This is a genomic window from Kribbella voronezhensis (assembly GCF_004365175.1).
Lineage (GTDB): Bacteria > Actinomycetota > Actinomycetes > Propionibacteriales > Kribbellaceae > Kribbella > Kribbella voronezhensis.
In genome coordinates, this window is record NZ_SOCE01000003.1 from 299255 (window position 1) to 314414 (window position 15160).

The window sequence follows — 15160 nt, forward strand, 5'->3', positions numbered from 1 at the left end:
TACTGGTCGGCGTACTGGATGTCCGCTTTCCGAGACAATTCGGCTCATTCACAAGAGGCTGTGGCAGACTTCGAATTGTTATGAAGATGCACCAGGTCATTATTCTCTAGGCGCGCTCAGCAAGCAGTACCTGAGCGCGCAAACCTCTCGCACCCTGCGGGAGGTTTTTTGTTTGCCTGATGCAACCAGTTCACCGGAAGGCGACATCGTGACCACTCCCGCCGCGGCCGACGAGTTCCACGTCTACGACACGACCCTGCGCGACGGCGCCCAGCAGGAGGGTCTGGCGCTGTCCGTCGCGGACAAGATCGCCATCGCGCAGCACCTGGACGACCTGGGCGTGGGCTTCATCGAGGGTGGCTGGCCGGGCGCCGTACCGAAGGACACCGAGTTCTTCGAGCGGGCGCGGACCGAGTTGCACCTGCGGCACGCGACGTTCGCAGCCTTCGGCGCGACCTGCAAGCCGGGGTCCCAGGCCGCCGACGACGCGCAGGTGGCGGCGCTGCGCGAGTCCGGCGCGACCGTGGTCACTTTGGTTGCCAAGAGCCACGATGCGCATGTCGAGCGGGCCTTGCGGACCACGCTCGACGAGAACCTGCGGATGGTCGCCGACACCGTGCAGCACCTGCGAGAGCACGGTCAGCGGGTCTTCCTCGACACCGAGCACTTCTTCGACGGCTACCGCGCCAACCGGGCGTACGCGCTGGAAGTAGTACGGGTCGCGGCCGAAGCGGGCGCCGATGTGGTCGCGCTCTGCGACACGAACGGCGGCACGCTGCCGCGCGAACTGCAGGACATCGTCCGCGACGTACTGGAGACGACCGGCGCCCGGCTCGGCATCCACGCCCACAACGACGGCGGGTGCGCGGTCGCGAACTCGATCGCCGCGGTCGAGGCGGGCTGCACGCACGTCCAGGGCACCATCAACGGGTACGGCGAACGCACCGGCAACGCGGATCTGCTCGCGGTCGTCGCCAACCTCGAACTCAAGCGCGGGATGCGACTCCTGCCGCCCGGCCGGCTGGCCGAGTCGTACCGGATCGCGCATGCGATCGCCGAAGTGACGAACGTGCCGCCGTCGACCCGGCAGCCGTACGTCGGTGTGTCCGCCTTCGCCCACAAGGCGGGGCTGCACGCCAGTGCCATCAAGGTGGATCCCGATCTCTACCAGCACACGGATCCGGCCCTGGTGGGCAACGACATGCGGATGCTGGTCTCGGAGATGGCCGGGCGGGCGAGTGTCGAACTGAAGGGCCGCGAACTCGGCTTCGATCTCGGCAACGACCGTGACCTGGTCAGCCGGGTGACGGATCGGGTGAAGGAGATGGAGGCACGCGGGTACACCTTCGAGGCGGCCGACGCGTCGTTCGAACTGCTGCTGACCGAGGAGGTCAGCGGGGCCCGCGCGAGCTTCTTCGACGTGGAGTCGTGGCGAGTGATCACCGAGTCCCGCGCGGACGGCGAGGCCGTCTCCGAGGCGACGGTCAAGCTGGTCGCCGGCGGCGACCGCGAGATCGTCACCGGCGAAGGCAACGGCCCGGTGAACGCGCTCGACCACGCCCTGCGCACCGCCATCGAGCGCGCCTACCCGGTGGTCAACAAGTTCGATCTGCGCGACTACAAGGTCCGCATCCTCGACCAGGGCCACGGGACGGACGCGGTGATCAGAGTTCTGATCGAGACCGCCGACGGAGAAGGCTCCTGGGTGACGGTCGGGGTCGGGCACAACATCGTCGAGGCTTCCTGGGAGGCGCTGGTCGACGGCGTCACCTACGGCCTGCTTCGCCACAAGGAGGTCGTCCGATGACGATGGTCGACAGCCGTACGGCGGACGTCGCGCCGGCTTACGTAGTACCGGACCGGGTCCTGACCACCTTCACCGCGGAGGTCGTCGAAACCCGCGGCCTGCTCGCCCGGATCGCCGTCCAGCTCAACCCGTACGACGTCCGTGAACTCAGCCTCTGCCTGGAGACCTGCACCCTGCGCATCGTCGTCGAAGGCGCCGGCTTCGACGCCGGCCGGGTAGCCGCCCGCCTCGACAAGATCATCGGCGTTCTGGACGTCAGCTACAGCTGAGGTCCAGGGCCAGCGCGGCTGTCCAGCTGAAGTCGCGGGCGCCTCGGGGCTGGCCGGTGTAAGGGTCCACGTATTCGGCGAAGTCGGTGTCGGTGGCGAGGGTGAGGAAGTCCTGCCGGAGGGCTTCGGCGAGAGTGGGTTGATCGAGGGCGGCCAGCGCCCGATGGATCAGCCAGGCGGTGTTGAACCAGCTCGGGCCGCGCCAGTAGCGGCCGGGCTCGAAGGCAGGGCCGGTGAGGTCGTAGCTGGGGACCAGGTGGACCTTGCCCAGCTGGAATCGCGGGCCTTGGGCGGTGCCGAGCAGTTCGGTTGCCTCTGGCAACTCCGGGACCAGCAGCGGCACCAGACCCGAGATGGTGTCGGCGGCAACCAGTTCGCCGCTCTTCAGGTCGCGGGCGCGGAAGATGCCGTCGGTGAACAGTGTGCTCAGCGACTTGGTCAGCTCTGCGGCCGCGGACAAGTGCGGCGCGGGATCGAGTGACAGCTCCGCGGCGATCGAGGCCAGGGCGTGTTCCGAGGCGATCAGCAGGGCGTTGAAGCACGGGTCTTCGAGCGCGAAGGCGAAGGGTGTGCGTGCATCGTCGTAGCGGTGATCGCGATAGGTGGCGGCCAGTTGGACGTAACGGCCGTAGTCGAGATCAGTGGGGCGGTCGGCGTTGCTGGCGTGGTCGGTGTCGCGGCGGGTGAAGGAGTCCAGCGGCGCCGGTTCGACCCGGGCGAGGGCTTCGTCCCAGGCCGGGCTGTTGTCCATCCCGGATTCCCACGGATGCACGATCGCGACCAGCCCGTGACCGCCGAGATCGCGGTGCTCGCGCAGATAGGTGTGCCAGGCAACGAGTTTCGGGTAGACCCGGGCGAGGAAGTTCCGGCGTACGGACTCCACCGGATCGGCCTGGTGGGTGAGCCAGACGGCGAGGGCGTGGACCGGCGGTTGCACGATACCGGACGTCTCGATGCCGCCGCGGGTGATCGCCTGCCAGAAGTCCGGGCCGGGGAAATAGGCGTCGCGGGCAACGGAAGGGGAGAAGCTGATGTGCGGGATCCGCCCATCGGCCCACTGGGAGCCGAGCAGGGACTCCAGCTCGACCTGCGCGCGGCGCGGCGACAGATGCCGCAGCCCGATCGCGATGAAGGCCGAGTCCCAGCTCCACTGATGCGGATACAGCGAGTGCGAGGGCACGGTGGAATGCCCGGTCCAGTTGCCGAGCAGGACTTCGCTGGCTTGCCGGTCGGTCACACGTACCGCCGAACCACGGCCGGGATCGAGCGGACCGCTTCGACGGGATCGCCGGACAGTCGGCACTCCACGGCCAGGTAACGGTCGTAGCCGATCGCATCCAGCGCACCCAGGAACGCAGCCCAGTCGAGATGTCCGGCGCCCGGCTGCAGCCGGTTGGAATCGCTCAGCTGCACGTGTCCGATATAGGGTGCCGCGGCAACGATCGCGGCCGACGGATCGGCTTCCTCGATGTTCATGTGGTAGCTGTCGATGCCGATCCGGACCGAGTCCAGCCCGACCTCCTCGATCAGCGACACCGCCTGCTCGAGCCGGTTGACCATGTGGTCCTCGTACCGGTTCAGCGGCTCCAGAAACAGCTCGACTCCCTCGGCCGCCGCATGCTCGCCCAACTGCCGCAGCCCGTCCAGCAGTACTTCGCGGTCACCGGCCTCGTCCCGCGGCGGCTCGAACGGAGGCAGCCGCCGGGAGAACATCCCGTACGACGCCGGCGTCTGCGCGCCGAGACCACCGAGCTCGGCGATCACCGAGAGCTGGGACTTCAGCTGCACGAGGGCGTCCGCGCGCTGCTCCGGATCGAAGGCCGCGAAGAAGTGCAGCATGTCCACGCAGACAGTCGGCATCACCACCCCGTCGGCCTGCGCCTTGCGGAGCTCGGGCAACCGGTCGCGGAACGACAGGTCCCCCTTGCCGCGCAGCTCGATCGCCTCGTACCCATTGGCGGTGGCGAAAGCCCACTTCTCCTGCAAGGTGGCGCCGGGCAACAGTTGCTCTTGGCATGCGATCTTCATCAGAACTCCAGTAGAACTTGCAGGGCGTCGCCGGGACGCGTGTCGAGCAGGGTGTAGGCGTCAGCCGCTTCCTCGATCGGGACGCGGTGACTGATCAGGGGTTCGACCTCGACGGCGCCGCTGCCGACAAGGTTCAGGAATGTGCTCTGGAGGCGGTCCACGGACCACCGGCCGGCCAGTTCGAGCGGTACGCCGCCGATCTGCGAGCTGATCAGTTCGACCCGGTTGTGATGGAACTCCTCGCCGAGCCGAAGGCCGTTGCCCTCGCCCTGGTAGAAGCCCGAGGCAACCACTCGCCCACCCACGCCGACCGACCGGATCGCCTCGTGCAGGGCGGCGTACACCCCGCTGAGTTCGATCGCGGTGTCAGCGCCACCGGCAGCCCGGATCTTCTCGGCCGCGGTGCCGGGGGCGAAGGAGTCGTCGGCGCCGAAGCGAAGCGACTCGGTACGCCGGGAGTCGACCGCGTCGACGGTGAGCACGTGGGCTCCGCTCAGCGTCGCCAGCCGGGTCGCCAACAGGCCGATGACCCCTTGGCCGAAAACGGCGACGAGTTCGCCGAGGTTGATCCGGGCGGCGAGGATCGCGTTGAAGGCGATCGCACCGACCCGGGCGAAGGCGGCCGCGGAGAGCGAGACGCCGGCCGGGAGTTGATGGCCGAGCAACTTGGCGGCGGGGAGGACCGCCTCGCTGCGGTGGCCCCAGATGCCCCAGACCTCGTCGCCGACCGCGAGCCCCTCGACACCTTCGCCGAGCTCGGTCACCACGCCGGTCTCGGAGTAGCCCCAGCCCACGACCGGGAAGGCGACGCCGGCCTCGGCGTCGCGGAAGATCCGGGCGTCCGGGTCCCAGGTGCGGGTCAGGTACGGGTTGGTGCCGCGGTAGGCGGTCAGTTCGGTGCCGGCGGAGATGCCGGAGAAGGCGGTCCGGACCCGGACGTGGCCGGGCGGCAGCGTCTCGGGCTGGAACTCCACCACCTCGGCCTGACGCGGAGCGGTGAACTGGACGACGCGGGCCACGAATACCTCCTGTGCGGGGACTGATACCAGCAAAGATCAGAACTTAGGTCTTGTCAAAATACAATAGTCCTGATGTTATGCGTGATGTCAGTCCCCTGAGGAGGATGCATGTCACGTTTGGTCAGGGCGCTCTCCGCGACGAGCGCGCTCCTGCTGACCGCCGGGCTGCTGGTGTCCTGCGGCAACGAATCCGAGGCCGGTAACCAGCGCAGCATCACCGTCTGGTCGCTCGAGAACGTCTCCGGCAGGCTGGAGACCACCCGCGCGATCCTGAAGAAGTTCACCGCCGACACCGGGATCGAGGCCAAGCTGGTCGGCGTCGACGAGCCGCAGCTTCCGCAGTTGGTGATGGCGGCCGCGGCCGCCGGGAAGCTGCCCGACGTGATCGGCGGCGTACCGCTCGCGGCCGTCCAGCAGATGTCCAGCAACGGCCTGCTCAATCCCGAGGCGGCCAAGAAGGTCGTCGACGGTCTGGGCGAGAAGACCTTCGACCCGCGGGCGCTCGAGCTGACCCGCAACGGCGACCAGCAGCTCGCCGTACCGTCGGACGGCTGGACGCAGTTGCTCTTCTACCGCAAGGACCTCTTCGCCGCGGCCGGGTTGCCCGCGCCGACGACGTACGAGGCGATCGAGAAGGCAGCACAGACCCTGAACAAGGGTGGCGTCGAGGGGATCTCGCTGGCGACGGATCCGTCGGACCCGTTCACCCAGCAGAGCTTCGAGCACCTCGCGCTGGCCAACGGCTGCGAGCTGGTCGATGCCCACGGCAAGGTCGCGCTCGACAGTCCGGCCTGCAAGGACAGCTTCAAGTTCTACGGCGACCTGGCCACGAAGTACTCCGCGGCCGGGACGCAGACCGTCGACTCGACCCGTGCGACGTACTTCGCGGGCAAGTCCGCGATGGTGGTCTGGTCCTCGTTCCTGCTGGACGAACTCGCCGGGTTGCGGGACGACGCGCTGCCGAGTTGCGAGCAGTGCGCGAAGGACAAAGGCTGGCTGGCCCGCAATACAGGCGTTGTCACCGCCGTCCAGGGTCCGGACGGCAAGGCGCCCGCGCAGTTCGGTGAAGTGGGTAGTTGGACAGTGATGAAGACCGCGAAGGCCGACCCGACCGAGCGCTTCGTCGAATACCTGATGGACCAGGGCTACGAGCAGTGGTTCGGGATGGCTGCCGAGGGCAAGTTCCCGGTCCGGCCGGGCACCGCGGCGGACCCGGACAAGTTCGAGCTGGCCTGGGACAAGGACGACATCGGCGTGGACACCCGCAAACCGCTCGCGGCCATCTACCCCGCGCCGGTGATCGCCGAGTTGCGCGACGGGCTCGGCAAGATGCAGCGCTGGGGCATCACACAAGGTCAGGGCGCTCTGGTGGGCGCCACCCTCGGTGAACTTCCGGTGCCGAAGGCAATCAGTGCACTGGCCAGCGGCCAGGTTGACGCCGGCAAGGCCGCCGAGCAGGCGACCGCCGACGTGGCCTCGATTCAGGATTCCCTCGGGTGAGGCGGAAATGACAACAGTGACGCAACGACCCCCGGACACCGAGCCGGAGCCCACGCACCGGGCAGCCAGGGCGAAGAGCACCTTGCGTGGACAGGAGAACCGGGCCGGGCTGGTGCTGGTTTCGCCGACCTTCGTGATCGTGCTGGTAGTCGTCGTGCTGCCGATCCTCTGGACGATCGTGCTCGCCTTCCAGAACGTCCGGCTGGTCGACATCCAGAGCCAGGGTCTGTTCGGCCACTGGACACTGCACAACCTGCAGCGAGTCTTCAGCTCGCCCGGGTTCTGGTCCTCGCTGTGGACGACCGTCGTTTACACCGTCGGCTCCACGCTGGGCTCGATCGTGGTCGGCCTCGTCGCCGCGCTGGCACTCCGCAAGCCGTTCCGCGGCCGTGCTCTGGTACGCGGCGCCATGCTGCTCCCGTACGTCGCGCCCGTGGTGGCCGTCGCATTCGTCTGGCAGGTCCTGCTCAGCCCCGACCTCGGCGTGGTGAACCACTGGGGGATGAACGTGTTCGGCTGGGACCGCCCGATCGCGTTCCTGACCCAGCGCTCGTACGACGTGGCGGGTGTCCCGGTCCCGATGGCGCTGTTCACCGTGATCGCGTTCGAGACCTGGCGCTACTTCCCGTTCGCCTTCTTGTTCCTGCTGGCCAGGCTGCAAGCGGTACCTGCCGTGCTGGAGGAAGCCGCGGTGGTCGACGGTACGACGCCGTGGCAGCGCTTCCGCTTCATCCTGCTGCCGCAGTTGCTGCCGGTGATCGCTCTGCTGACGGTGCTGCGCTTCATCATGACGTTCAACAAGTTCGATGACGTCTACCTGTTGACCGGGGGAGGGGCGGGGACGGACGTGGTCGCGGTACGGGTCTACCGGTTCCTGACCGCTCGCTTCGATGTCGGGCTCGCCTCGGCACAGGCCGTCGTACTGGCCGTCGTGCTGATCGTGTTGCTCGGCCTCTACTTCAAGTTCTTCGGCCGTCGGGTGCAGGAGGAGCAGTCGTGACCAGGGCCGCGTTCCAGGACAAGTTCTTCGGCATCATGCGCTGGGTGGTGATCGCCGGCCTGGTGGTGGCGACGCTCTTCCCCTTCTACTACATGCTGCTGCTGTCGGTGAAGCCGATCGACAACCTGCTGCTCGACCCGGGCCGGATCTGGGTGTCGGCCAGCGAGTTCACCGTCGACTCGTACCGGTCGGTGCTGACCTCGGTCGAGAACGGCGGCCAAGGGTTCCTGCTGATGCTGCGCAACTCGGCGCTGGTCTCGATCGGCGCGGTGATCCTCACCTTGCTGGTGGCGATTCCGGGCGCGTACGCCGTCAGCCGGCTGCGGTTCACCGGGCAGCGGAAGGTCAGCGCGCTGTTCCTCGGGGTCTACCTGTTCCCGGCGACGCTGCTCGCGGTACCGCTGTTCGTGATGTTCGCCAAGGCCGGCCTGCAAGGCAGTCTGGTCGGGCTGATCATCGTCTACATCGCCCAGACGGTGCCGGTCGCGATCTACATGTTGCGCAGCTACTTCACCACGGTGCCGATCAGTATCGAGGAGGCGGCCGCGCTCGACGGCTGTTCGCGGTACCAGATCGTCCGGCGGGTGGTGTTGCCGCTGGCGGCGCCTTCGGTGATGGCGACCGGGCTGTACGTTTTCATGATCGCGTGGAACGAGTTCCTGTTCGCGCTGCTCTTCCTGGCCGCGGAGCCGTCGCACTGGACGGTGTCGCTGGGACTGCAGCAACTGTCGAACGGCGTCGAGGTGCCGAAGACCGTCCTGATGGCAGGATCCGTGGTTCTGACGTTGCCGGTGGTACTCATGTTCTACGGCGCGGAGCGCATGCTGACGGAAGGATTGACGAGTGGGGCAGACAAGAGCTGACGGGGCGACCTCGGCCGGACAGCTGCTGCACCTCGTCCGGACCGGCGCCGCCGGCACCCGCGGCGAGTTGCAACAGCTGACCGGGCTGTCCCGCTCGACTCTGGGGCTCCGCCTGGAGGCGCTGTTGCGGAACGGCTGGCTGATCGAGGCGGGTTCCACCGCCTCGACCGGCGGCCGTCCCCCGACCGTACTGCGGTTCGCCGCCGGCCACGCGCTCGTTCTCGCGGCCGATCTGGACACTCGGCATGCCCGGGCGGCCGTGCTCGACCTGGCCGGCGAGGTGCTCGCGGAGAAGTCCGGCGAACTCGTCGTGGCCGACGGTCCGGAGATCGTGCTGGACACGATCGCGGACTGGTTCACCGCGTTGCTCGAGGACGTGGGCCGTTCTCCCGGCGAGGTGGCCGGGATCGGCCTGTCGGTGCCCGGGCCGGTGGAGTTCGACACCGGGCTGGTGATCCGGCCGCCGATCATGCCCGGCTGGGACGAGTATCCGATCAGGGAGCGGCTCGGCCGGCGGTTCGACGTACCGGTGTTCGTCGACAACGACGCGAACGCGATGGCGCTCGGCGAGCAGGCGGCCGGGTATCCGGACTGCCCGGCCTTCGTGCTGGTCAAGGTCTCCACCGGGATCGGCGCCGGGGTGGTGATCGACGGCTCGGTGTTCCGTGGGATCGACGGGGGTGCGGGCGACATCGGGCACATCCGGGTCCGGGACGCGGGGGATGCGAAGTGTCAGTGTGGCTCGCTCGGCTGCCTGGCCGCGGTGGCGAGCGGTGGAGCGCTCGCGGGTGCACTGTCGGATCTTGGGGTGACTGCTCGGTCCGGCACCGACGTTCGGGAACTGATCGCCGCCGGCCAGCCTGATGCCTTGCGACTGGCCCGCGAAGCCGGCCGGCGAGTCGGCGAGGTGCTGGCGACGGTGGTCAGCGTGCTGAACCCCGGCGTCCTGATGATCGCGGGCGACCTGGCCGACCACCACTTCGTCGCCGGTGTCCACGAGGTGCTCTACCAGACGACCCTGCCACGGGCGACCCGCCACCTCGAGGTGGTGACGGGCCGGCTCGCGGATCGCGCCGCGCTGCAAGGCATCGGCCGCCTGGTGGTCGACGAGGTCTACTCCCCGGCCGGCGTCGACGCCCGGCTCTGAAACCGTCCTTCAGTCGTTGGCGAGCGGGACGATTCGCCGGTTGACCTGGATGACGTCGTCGGCGGCGTCGAAGTGTTCGTCGGCCGAGCCGGGGATGCCGTCGGGGACCGTGATGGCGACTTGGGCTGAATCTTTCTCGACCACCGTGTAGCGGTCGGCGTCGCCGCCCACGGCGTCGACCACGCTGGTGTGCAGGAACGCCTTGTCTGCTGAGAACTCTGCGAGTTCGAGATCCACCGCGTGACCCCGTCCAGGCAGCCTCAGTACGTCGCCGGTGACCGTGTCGGCGACCGTCTGCGCTGTGACGCGATGATCGGGATCGCGCTGCTCGACCACGGCGTACCGTCCACCGATCCGGCCGGCGAACCAGGCGACCGACCAGTCGTCCTCGATCCGTACGGTTTGCACGGCGCCGGTTTCGGGCGTGATGAAGACGGCTTGGTTGCTGTACAACGCACGCGCCTTGCCGTCGACGACATCGAGCAACTCCTTGACGCTCGAATGCGGCAACTCGGCTGACCAGGGCCGCCCACCCGCGAGGGGGGTTCCCTGCGCGATGCGGCGACCCTTCTGGTCGTAGCCGAACTCGATGAAGGTCGCTCCCGCAATGACGAAGTCGGCACTCTTGGCCCGTACTACGGCCGCCGGCTGCCCGGTACCGGCGTCGAGCACGGTCGCGGGAAGTCTCTTGGACGTCGGGCTCTCCATGGCGATCCAGTCGGATCGCGGCACCCAGCGCCGCGGGCTGTACGAACTCTGTCCACCGGAGCCGGCCGTCGCCCGCCCTGGAGTCGACCAGACCTTGCGGCCACTGCGGAGATCGAGTCCGGTGGTCATCACCTCACTCGTGACGACAACCACGTCATCGTTGGCAGTGAACGGTGCCTGGTCACCGACGTCCTGCCTCCAGGTGGTCTTGCCGTCCGCGAGCGAGACGACGGCCGCTTGGCCATGGTGCCGCTCGGAGCCGGAGTAGACGAGCAGGCCATCCCCGCCGAGTCGGTGTAACTCCAGGTCGCTCAGCCCGAGGGATTCGGACTGCCACACGTTGTCACCGTTCGAGCGCTGGTGGCCCTGCAACCGGCCAGTGCTCGGATCGAGCGTGACCGCGACGTCGCCGGCCGCCGCGACCAGACGGATGTGCTCGCCGACCGTCCAGCCCGGCTGCGCGATCGGCGGGATCCGGACAAGAAGCACGCCGGCGGCAACCAGCGCCACAGCGGTGATCACGGCCGCGACGCGGTGGAGGCGGCCGAGGCGCAAGGACGCCACCGCGAGCGCGATGGCAGCGAGCCCCAGGCTCAGCCTCCAGACGACCCACCCCCAGTCGAGCGCGACGGTCAGTACGCCGAGAACGACGGCTACCGCGAGGACGACGAGCGCCGCGACGGTCCTGCGACGTGCCTGTTGGCGTCGTCCCTTGGCGATGTCGTCGGCCAGTTCGGTGTCGAGACCGGGGGCGGTGTCGGGCATCTGGGTTCCTCGGGTCGGCAGCCTGCTTGCGCAGAGCCTTGAACGGGGCCCTGCGCAAGCACTTTAAGGGATCAGTCCCAGCTGAGGCTGCCGCCGGACTGGTATTCGATCACGCGGGTCTCGAAGAAGTTCTTCTCCTTCTTGAGGTCCATCACCTCCGACATCCAGCCGAACGGGTTGCGCGTCTCACCGAAGATCGGCGCCAGGCCGATCTGCTCGGCGCGGCGGTCGGTGACGAAGTGCATGTACTGCTCGCACAGCTCGGCGGTCAGGCCCAGCATGCCGTTCGGCATCGTCGCCTTGCCGTAGGCAACCTCCAGTTCGCACGCCTCGGTGAGCATCTCCCGCACCTCGGCCTGGAACTTCGCGGTCCACAAGTGCGGGTTCTCCAGTTTGATCTGGTTGATGCAGTCGATCCCGAAGTTCAGGTGGATCGACTCGTCGCGCAGGATGTACTGGTACTGCTCGGCGATCCCGACCATCTTGTTCCGCCGGCCGAGCGACAAGATCTGCGCGAAGCCGGTGTAGAACCACATCCCCTCGAAGACCACGTAGAACGCGATCAGGTCCCGGAGGAAGTCGGTGTCGGCTTCCGGCGTACCGGTCCTGAACTCGGGATCCTCCAGGTGCTGGGTGTACTTCAGCGCCCAGGCGTCCTTGTCGGAGATCGACGGCACTTCGCGGTACATGTTGAACAGCTCGCCCTCGTCCAGACCGAGCGACGTGCAGATGTACTGGAAGGTGTGCGTGTGCACGGCCTCCTCGAACGCCTGGCGAAGCAGGTACTGGCGGCATTCGGGGTTGGTGAGCTGACGGTAGACGGCGAGGACGATGTTGTTCGCGACCAGGGACTCGGCGGTGGCGAAGAAGCCGAGGTTGCGCTTCAGCATCAGCCGCTCGTCCTCGGTCAGACCGTCCCGCGACTTCCAGAGCGCGATGTCGGCCTGCATCGACACCTCGGTCGGCATCCAGTGGTTGTTGCACCCGGCAAGGTACTTGTCCCAGGCCCACTGGTACTTCAAGGGCAGCAGTTGGTTCACGTCCGCGCGGGCGTTGATCATCGCCTTGTCGGCGACCTCGACCCGAGCCGCTCCGAGGGTGATCTCACCCAGTCCGGTGGTGGTCACTGGCAGGCCTCGCAATCGGAGTCCTCGATGGAGCAGGCGGCACCGGTCGGCTCGGGAAGTCCAGGGAGCGCGACCGGTACGGCGTTGAGCCGGCCGTCCGTGCCTTGCAGGGTGGACTTCTCCACGTGGGTGGCCGACTGCGATCGCAGGTAGTACGTCGTCTTCAGCCCGTAGCGCCACGCCGAGCGGTACAGCTCGTCGAGCGCCTTGCCGGACGGCGCCGACATGTAGAGGTTGAGCGACTGGGCCTGGTCGAGCCACTTCTGCCGGCGCGATGCCGCCTTGACCAGCCACAGCGGATCCAGCTCGAAGGCCGTCGCGTACAGCTCCCGCAGGTCGGCCGGGATCCGGTCGATCTGGGCGAGGATGCCGTCGTGGTACTTCAGGTCCGACACCATCACCTGGTCCCACAGCCCGCGCGCCTTGAGGTCGGCGACGAGGTACGGGTTGGCGACGGTGAACTCGCCGGACATGTTCGACTTGACGAACAGGTTGCGGTAGATCGGCTCGATCGACTGGCTCACGCCGCAGATGTTGGAGATCGTCGCCGTCGGTGCGATCGCCAGCACGTTGGAGTTGCGCATGCCGTCACGGAGTACCTTCGCCCGGAGTACGTCCCAGTCGAGTTGCTTGCCGGTGTCAACGGTCAGGTCGCCGTTGCGGGCCTCGCGGAGCAGTTCGAGCGAGTCGATCGGGAGGATGCCCTGGCTCCACAGCGATCCCTCGTACGTCTGGTACCGGCCGCGCTCCGCGGCGAGGTCGGTGGACGCCTCGATCGCGTGGTAGCTGATCTGCTCCATCGAGCTGTCGGCGAACTCGACCGCGGCGTCCGAGCTGTAGGGGATCCGAAGTGCGAAGAGCGCGTCGGCGAAACCCATCAGTCCGAGGCCGACCGGGCGGTGCCGCTGGTTCGCGCGCTCGGATTCCGGCGTGGTGTAGAAGTTCACGTCGATCACGTTGTCGAGCATCCGGACGGCCGTCTTCACGGTGTCGCGGAGCAGGTCGGCGTCCAGCCCGGTGCCGGTCAGGTGCGCGACCAGGTTGACCGAGCCCAGGTTGCAGACCGCGGTCTCGTCGACGGTGGTGTTCAGCGTGATCTCGGTGCACAGGTTCGACGAGTGGACCACGCCGTCGTGTTGCTGCGGCGACCGCAGGTTGCAGGCGTCCTTGAAGGTGATCCACGGGTGACCGGTCTCGAACAGGACGGTCAGCATCCGGCGCCACACGTCGACCGCCTTCACCCTGCGGAACACCCGGATCTCGCCGCGCTCGGCGGCCCGCTCGTAGTTCTCGTACGCCGTGGCGAAGGCCGCGCCGTACAGGTCGTGCAGGTCCGGGACCTCGTCGGGGGAGAAGAGCGTCCAGTCGCCACCGGCCTCGACCCGCTGCAGGAAGAGGTCGGGCACCCAGTTCGCCGTGTTCATGTCGTGCGTACGGCGGCGTTCGTCGCCGGTGTTCTTGCGGAGGTCGAGGAACTCCTCGATGTCCATGTGCCAGGTCTCGAGGTACGCGCAGACGGCACCCTTGCGCTTGCCGCCCTGGTTGACCGCGACCGCCGTGTCGTTGGCGATCTTGAGGAACGGTACGACGCCTTGCGACTCACCGTTGGTGCCGCGGATCTTGGCGCCGATCCCGCGCACCGGAGTCCAGTCGTTGCCGAGTCCGCCCGAGTACTTCGCGAGCAGCGCGTTGTTGCGGATGCCGGAAAAGATGCCGGCCAGGTCGTCCTCGACGGTGGTCAGGAAGCACGAGGACAGCTGCGGCCGCGTCGTACCGGAGTTGAACAGCGTCGGCGTCGAGGACATGAAGCGGAACGAGCTGAGCAGCTCGTAGAACTCGATCGCGCGGTCCTCGCGGTTGTCTTCCTTGAGCGCGATCCCCATCGCGACGCGCAGGAAGAACGCCTGCGGAAGCTCGAACCTGGTCTTGTCGATGTGCAGCAGGTAGCGGTCGTAGAGGGTCTGCAGGCCGAGGAAGGCGAAGTCGAGGTCGCGCTCCGGCTTGATCGCCGCCGCCAGCTTCGCCAGGTCGAAGGTGGCCAACTCGGGGTCGAGCAGCCCGGCGTCGATCCCAGTTTGGATGTAGAGCGGGAAGTAGTCGACGTACGCCGTGGCCATGTCGGCCTGGCTCGCCTGGCGCGGCTCGCCGTGCACCCGGCCGAGCGTCTCCCGGCGGATCTGGTCGAGCAGCAGCCGAGCCGCGGCAAAGCTGTACTCCGGCTCGGTCTCCACGTAGCCACGGGCGGCCATCACGAGGGCCAGCTCGACCTCGTGCTGGGCGATGCCGTCGTAGCAGGAGCCGAGTGTCTCGTTCAGGATCAGCTCGGCGTCGACCGACTCGAGGCCTGCCGCCGCCTCGGCGACGATCACACGCAGCCGGTCGATGTCGAGAGCTGCGGTGGTGCCGTCGGCGGCACGGACGTTGATGACGGGCTTGGTGTCGAGCTCGGCGGTGGTGTCGGGGGTGCGGGCCTTGGTGCGCTCCTCGCGGTAGAGCACATAGGCCCGGGCGACCTGGTGCTCGCCGGCCCGCATCAGCGCCAGCTCGACCTGGTCCTGGATGTCCTCGACCTGCACGCTGCGCCGCGCGTCACCGCGGCTGGTCAGTGCGGCGACGACCCGGTCGGTCAGGTCGGCGACCAGGTCGCGGACGCGATGGCTGCTGCCGGCCTCGGCGCCTTCGACGGCGAGGAAGGCTTTGCTCAGGGCAACCGAGATCTTGGTCGGGTCGAACGCGGCACTGCTCCCGTCACGCCGTACGACGGTCAGCTGGTGCGGTGCTCGTCCGGTGGTTGGTTCAGATGACGAAACGATGGTCACAAGCGCTCTCTCCACGCGAGTCTTTGACGACCGGGACCTGGGGAGTTGCGCGCACGACGAGACAGGGGCCGCTACCGAACCCGTTCTGTCACGCCCTGCGGCCCGCCC

Annotated in this window: 12 protein-coding genes; 6 read left to right on the forward strand and 6 right to left on the reverse strand. The window is 67.8% G+C overall.

Annotation, left to right across the window (positions count from 1 at the left end; genetic code table 11):
* Positions 1 to 208: 208 nt before the first annotated feature.
* Positions 209 to 1807, forward strand: a complete 1599-nt coding sequence (cimA, locus tag EV138_RS36060) for a citramalate synthase (protein WP_133985160.1) — start codon at positions 209 to 211, stop codon at positions 1805 to 1807.
* On the forward strand, positions 1804 to 2076 hold the full coding sequence (locus EV138_RS36065; RefSeq protein ID WP_238158604.1) for a hypothetical protein: 273 nt from the start codon (positions 1804 to 1806) through the stop codon (positions 2074 to 2076). The genes cimA and EV138_RS36065 overlap by 4 nt, the downstream gene beginning before the upstream one ends.
* Here EV138_RS36065 and EV138_RS36070 read toward each other — a convergent pair.
* The 3 genes from EV138_RS36070 to EV138_RS36080 are packed head-to-tail and all read right to left on the reverse strand — an operon-like array spanning position 2063 to position 5123.
* The gene (locus tag EV138_RS36070) at positions 2063 to 3313 is read right to left on the reverse strand and encodes an MGH1-like glycoside hydrolase domain-containing protein (protein WP_133985162.1); all 1251 of its coding nucleotides are present in this window, start codon (positions 3311 to 3313) and stop codon (positions 2063 to 2065) included. The two genes, EV138_RS36065 and EV138_RS36070, sit on opposite strands and share 14 nt — an antisense overlap.
* Positions 3310 to 4104, reverse strand: a complete 795-nt coding sequence (locus tag EV138_RS36075; RefSeq protein ID WP_202867109.1) for a sugar phosphate isomerase/epimerase family protein — start codon at positions 4102 to 4104, stop codon at positions 3310 to 3312. The genes EV138_RS36070 and EV138_RS36075 overlap by 4 nt, the downstream gene beginning before the upstream one ends.
* Positions 4104 to 5123, reverse strand: a complete 1020-nt coding sequence (locus tag EV138_RS36080; protein ID WP_133985166.1) for a zinc-dependent alcohol dehydrogenase — start codon at positions 5121 to 5123, stop codon at positions 4104 to 4106. Before EV138_RS36080 ends, EV138_RS36075 begins: the two co-directional genes overlap by 1 nt.
* A gap of 108 nt (positions 5124 to 5231) precedes the next feature.
* Here EV138_RS36080 and EV138_RS36085 point away from each other — a divergent pair, with 108 nt between their 5' ends.
* The 4 genes from EV138_RS36085 to EV138_RS36100 are packed head-to-tail and all read left to right on the forward strand — an operon-like array spanning position 5232 to position 9633.
* The gene (locus tag EV138_RS36085; protein WP_133985168.1) at positions 5232 to 6623 is read left to right on the forward strand and encodes an ABC transporter substrate-binding protein; all 1392 of its coding nucleotides are present in this window, start codon (positions 5232 to 5234) and stop codon (positions 6621 to 6623) included.
* 7 nt (positions 6624 to 6630) lie between these two features.
* Positions 6631 to 7623, forward strand: a complete 993-nt coding sequence (locus EV138_RS36090; RefSeq protein WP_133985170.1) for a carbohydrate ABC transporter permease — start codon at positions 6631 to 6633, stop codon at positions 7621 to 7623.
* Complete coding sequence (locus tag EV138_RS36095) at positions 7620 to 8486, forward strand: carbohydrate ABC transporter permease (protein ID WP_133985172.1); 867 nt, start codon at positions 7620 to 7622, stop codon at positions 8484 to 8486. Before EV138_RS36090 ends, EV138_RS36095 begins: the two co-directional genes overlap by 4 nt.
* Positions 8467 to 9633 (forward strand): ROK family protein, encoded by a 1167-nt coding sequence (locus EV138_RS36100; RefSeq protein WP_133985174.1) that lies wholly within the window; start codon positions 8467 to 8469, stop codon positions 9631 to 9633. The genes EV138_RS36095 and EV138_RS36100 overlap by 20 nt, the downstream gene beginning before the upstream one ends.
* 9 nt (positions 9634 to 9642) lie before the next feature.
* On the opposite strand, the gene EV138_RS36105 is transcribed toward EV138_RS36100, so the two are convergent.
* The 3 genes from EV138_RS36105 to EV138_RS36115 form a co-directional block, all read right to left on the reverse strand.
* Entirely contained in the window at positions 9643 to 11106 is a 1464-nt protein-coding gene (locus EV138_RS36105; protein ID WP_133985176.1) for an outer membrane protein assembly factor BamB family protein, read from the reverse strand.
* Positions 11107 to 11177: 71 nt separating this feature from the next.
* A complete protein-coding gene (locus tag EV138_RS36110; RefSeq protein ID WP_202867110.1) occupies positions 11178 to 12233 on the reverse strand; it encodes a ribonucleotide-diphosphate reductase subunit beta in 1056 nt (351 codons plus the stop codon).
* On the reverse strand, positions 12230 to 15052 hold the full coding sequence (locus EV138_RS36115) for a ribonucleoside-diphosphate reductase subunit alpha (RefSeq protein WP_202867111.1): 2823 nt from the start codon (positions 15050 to 15052) through the stop codon (positions 12230 to 12232). The genes EV138_RS36110 and EV138_RS36115 overlap by 4 nt, the downstream gene beginning before the upstream one ends.
* Positions 15053 to 15160: the final 108 nt, after the last annotated feature.

Bases quoted from the DNA above. Each gene is read 5' to 3' on its own strand.
- EV138_RS36090 (WP_133985170.1), top strand. From the start codon at position 6,631: ATGACAACAGTGACGCAACGACCCCCGGACACCGAGCCGGAGCCCACG.
- EV138_RS36085 (WP_133985168.1), top strand. From the start codon at position 5,232: ATGTCACGTTTGGTCAGGGCGCTCTCCGCGACGAGCGCGCTCCTGCTG.
- EV138_RS36075 (WP_202867109.1), bottom strand. From the start codon at position 4,104: ATGAAGATCGCATGCCAAGAGCAACTGTTGCCCGGCGCCACCTTGCAG.
- EV138_RS36105 (WP_133985176.1), bottom strand. From the start codon at position 11,106: ATGCCCGACACCGCCCCCGGTCTCGACACCGAACTGGCCGACGACATC.
- EV138_RS36065 (WP_238158604.1), top strand. From the start codon at position 1,804: ATGACGATGGTCGACAGCCGTACGGCGGACGTCGCGCCGGCTTACGTA.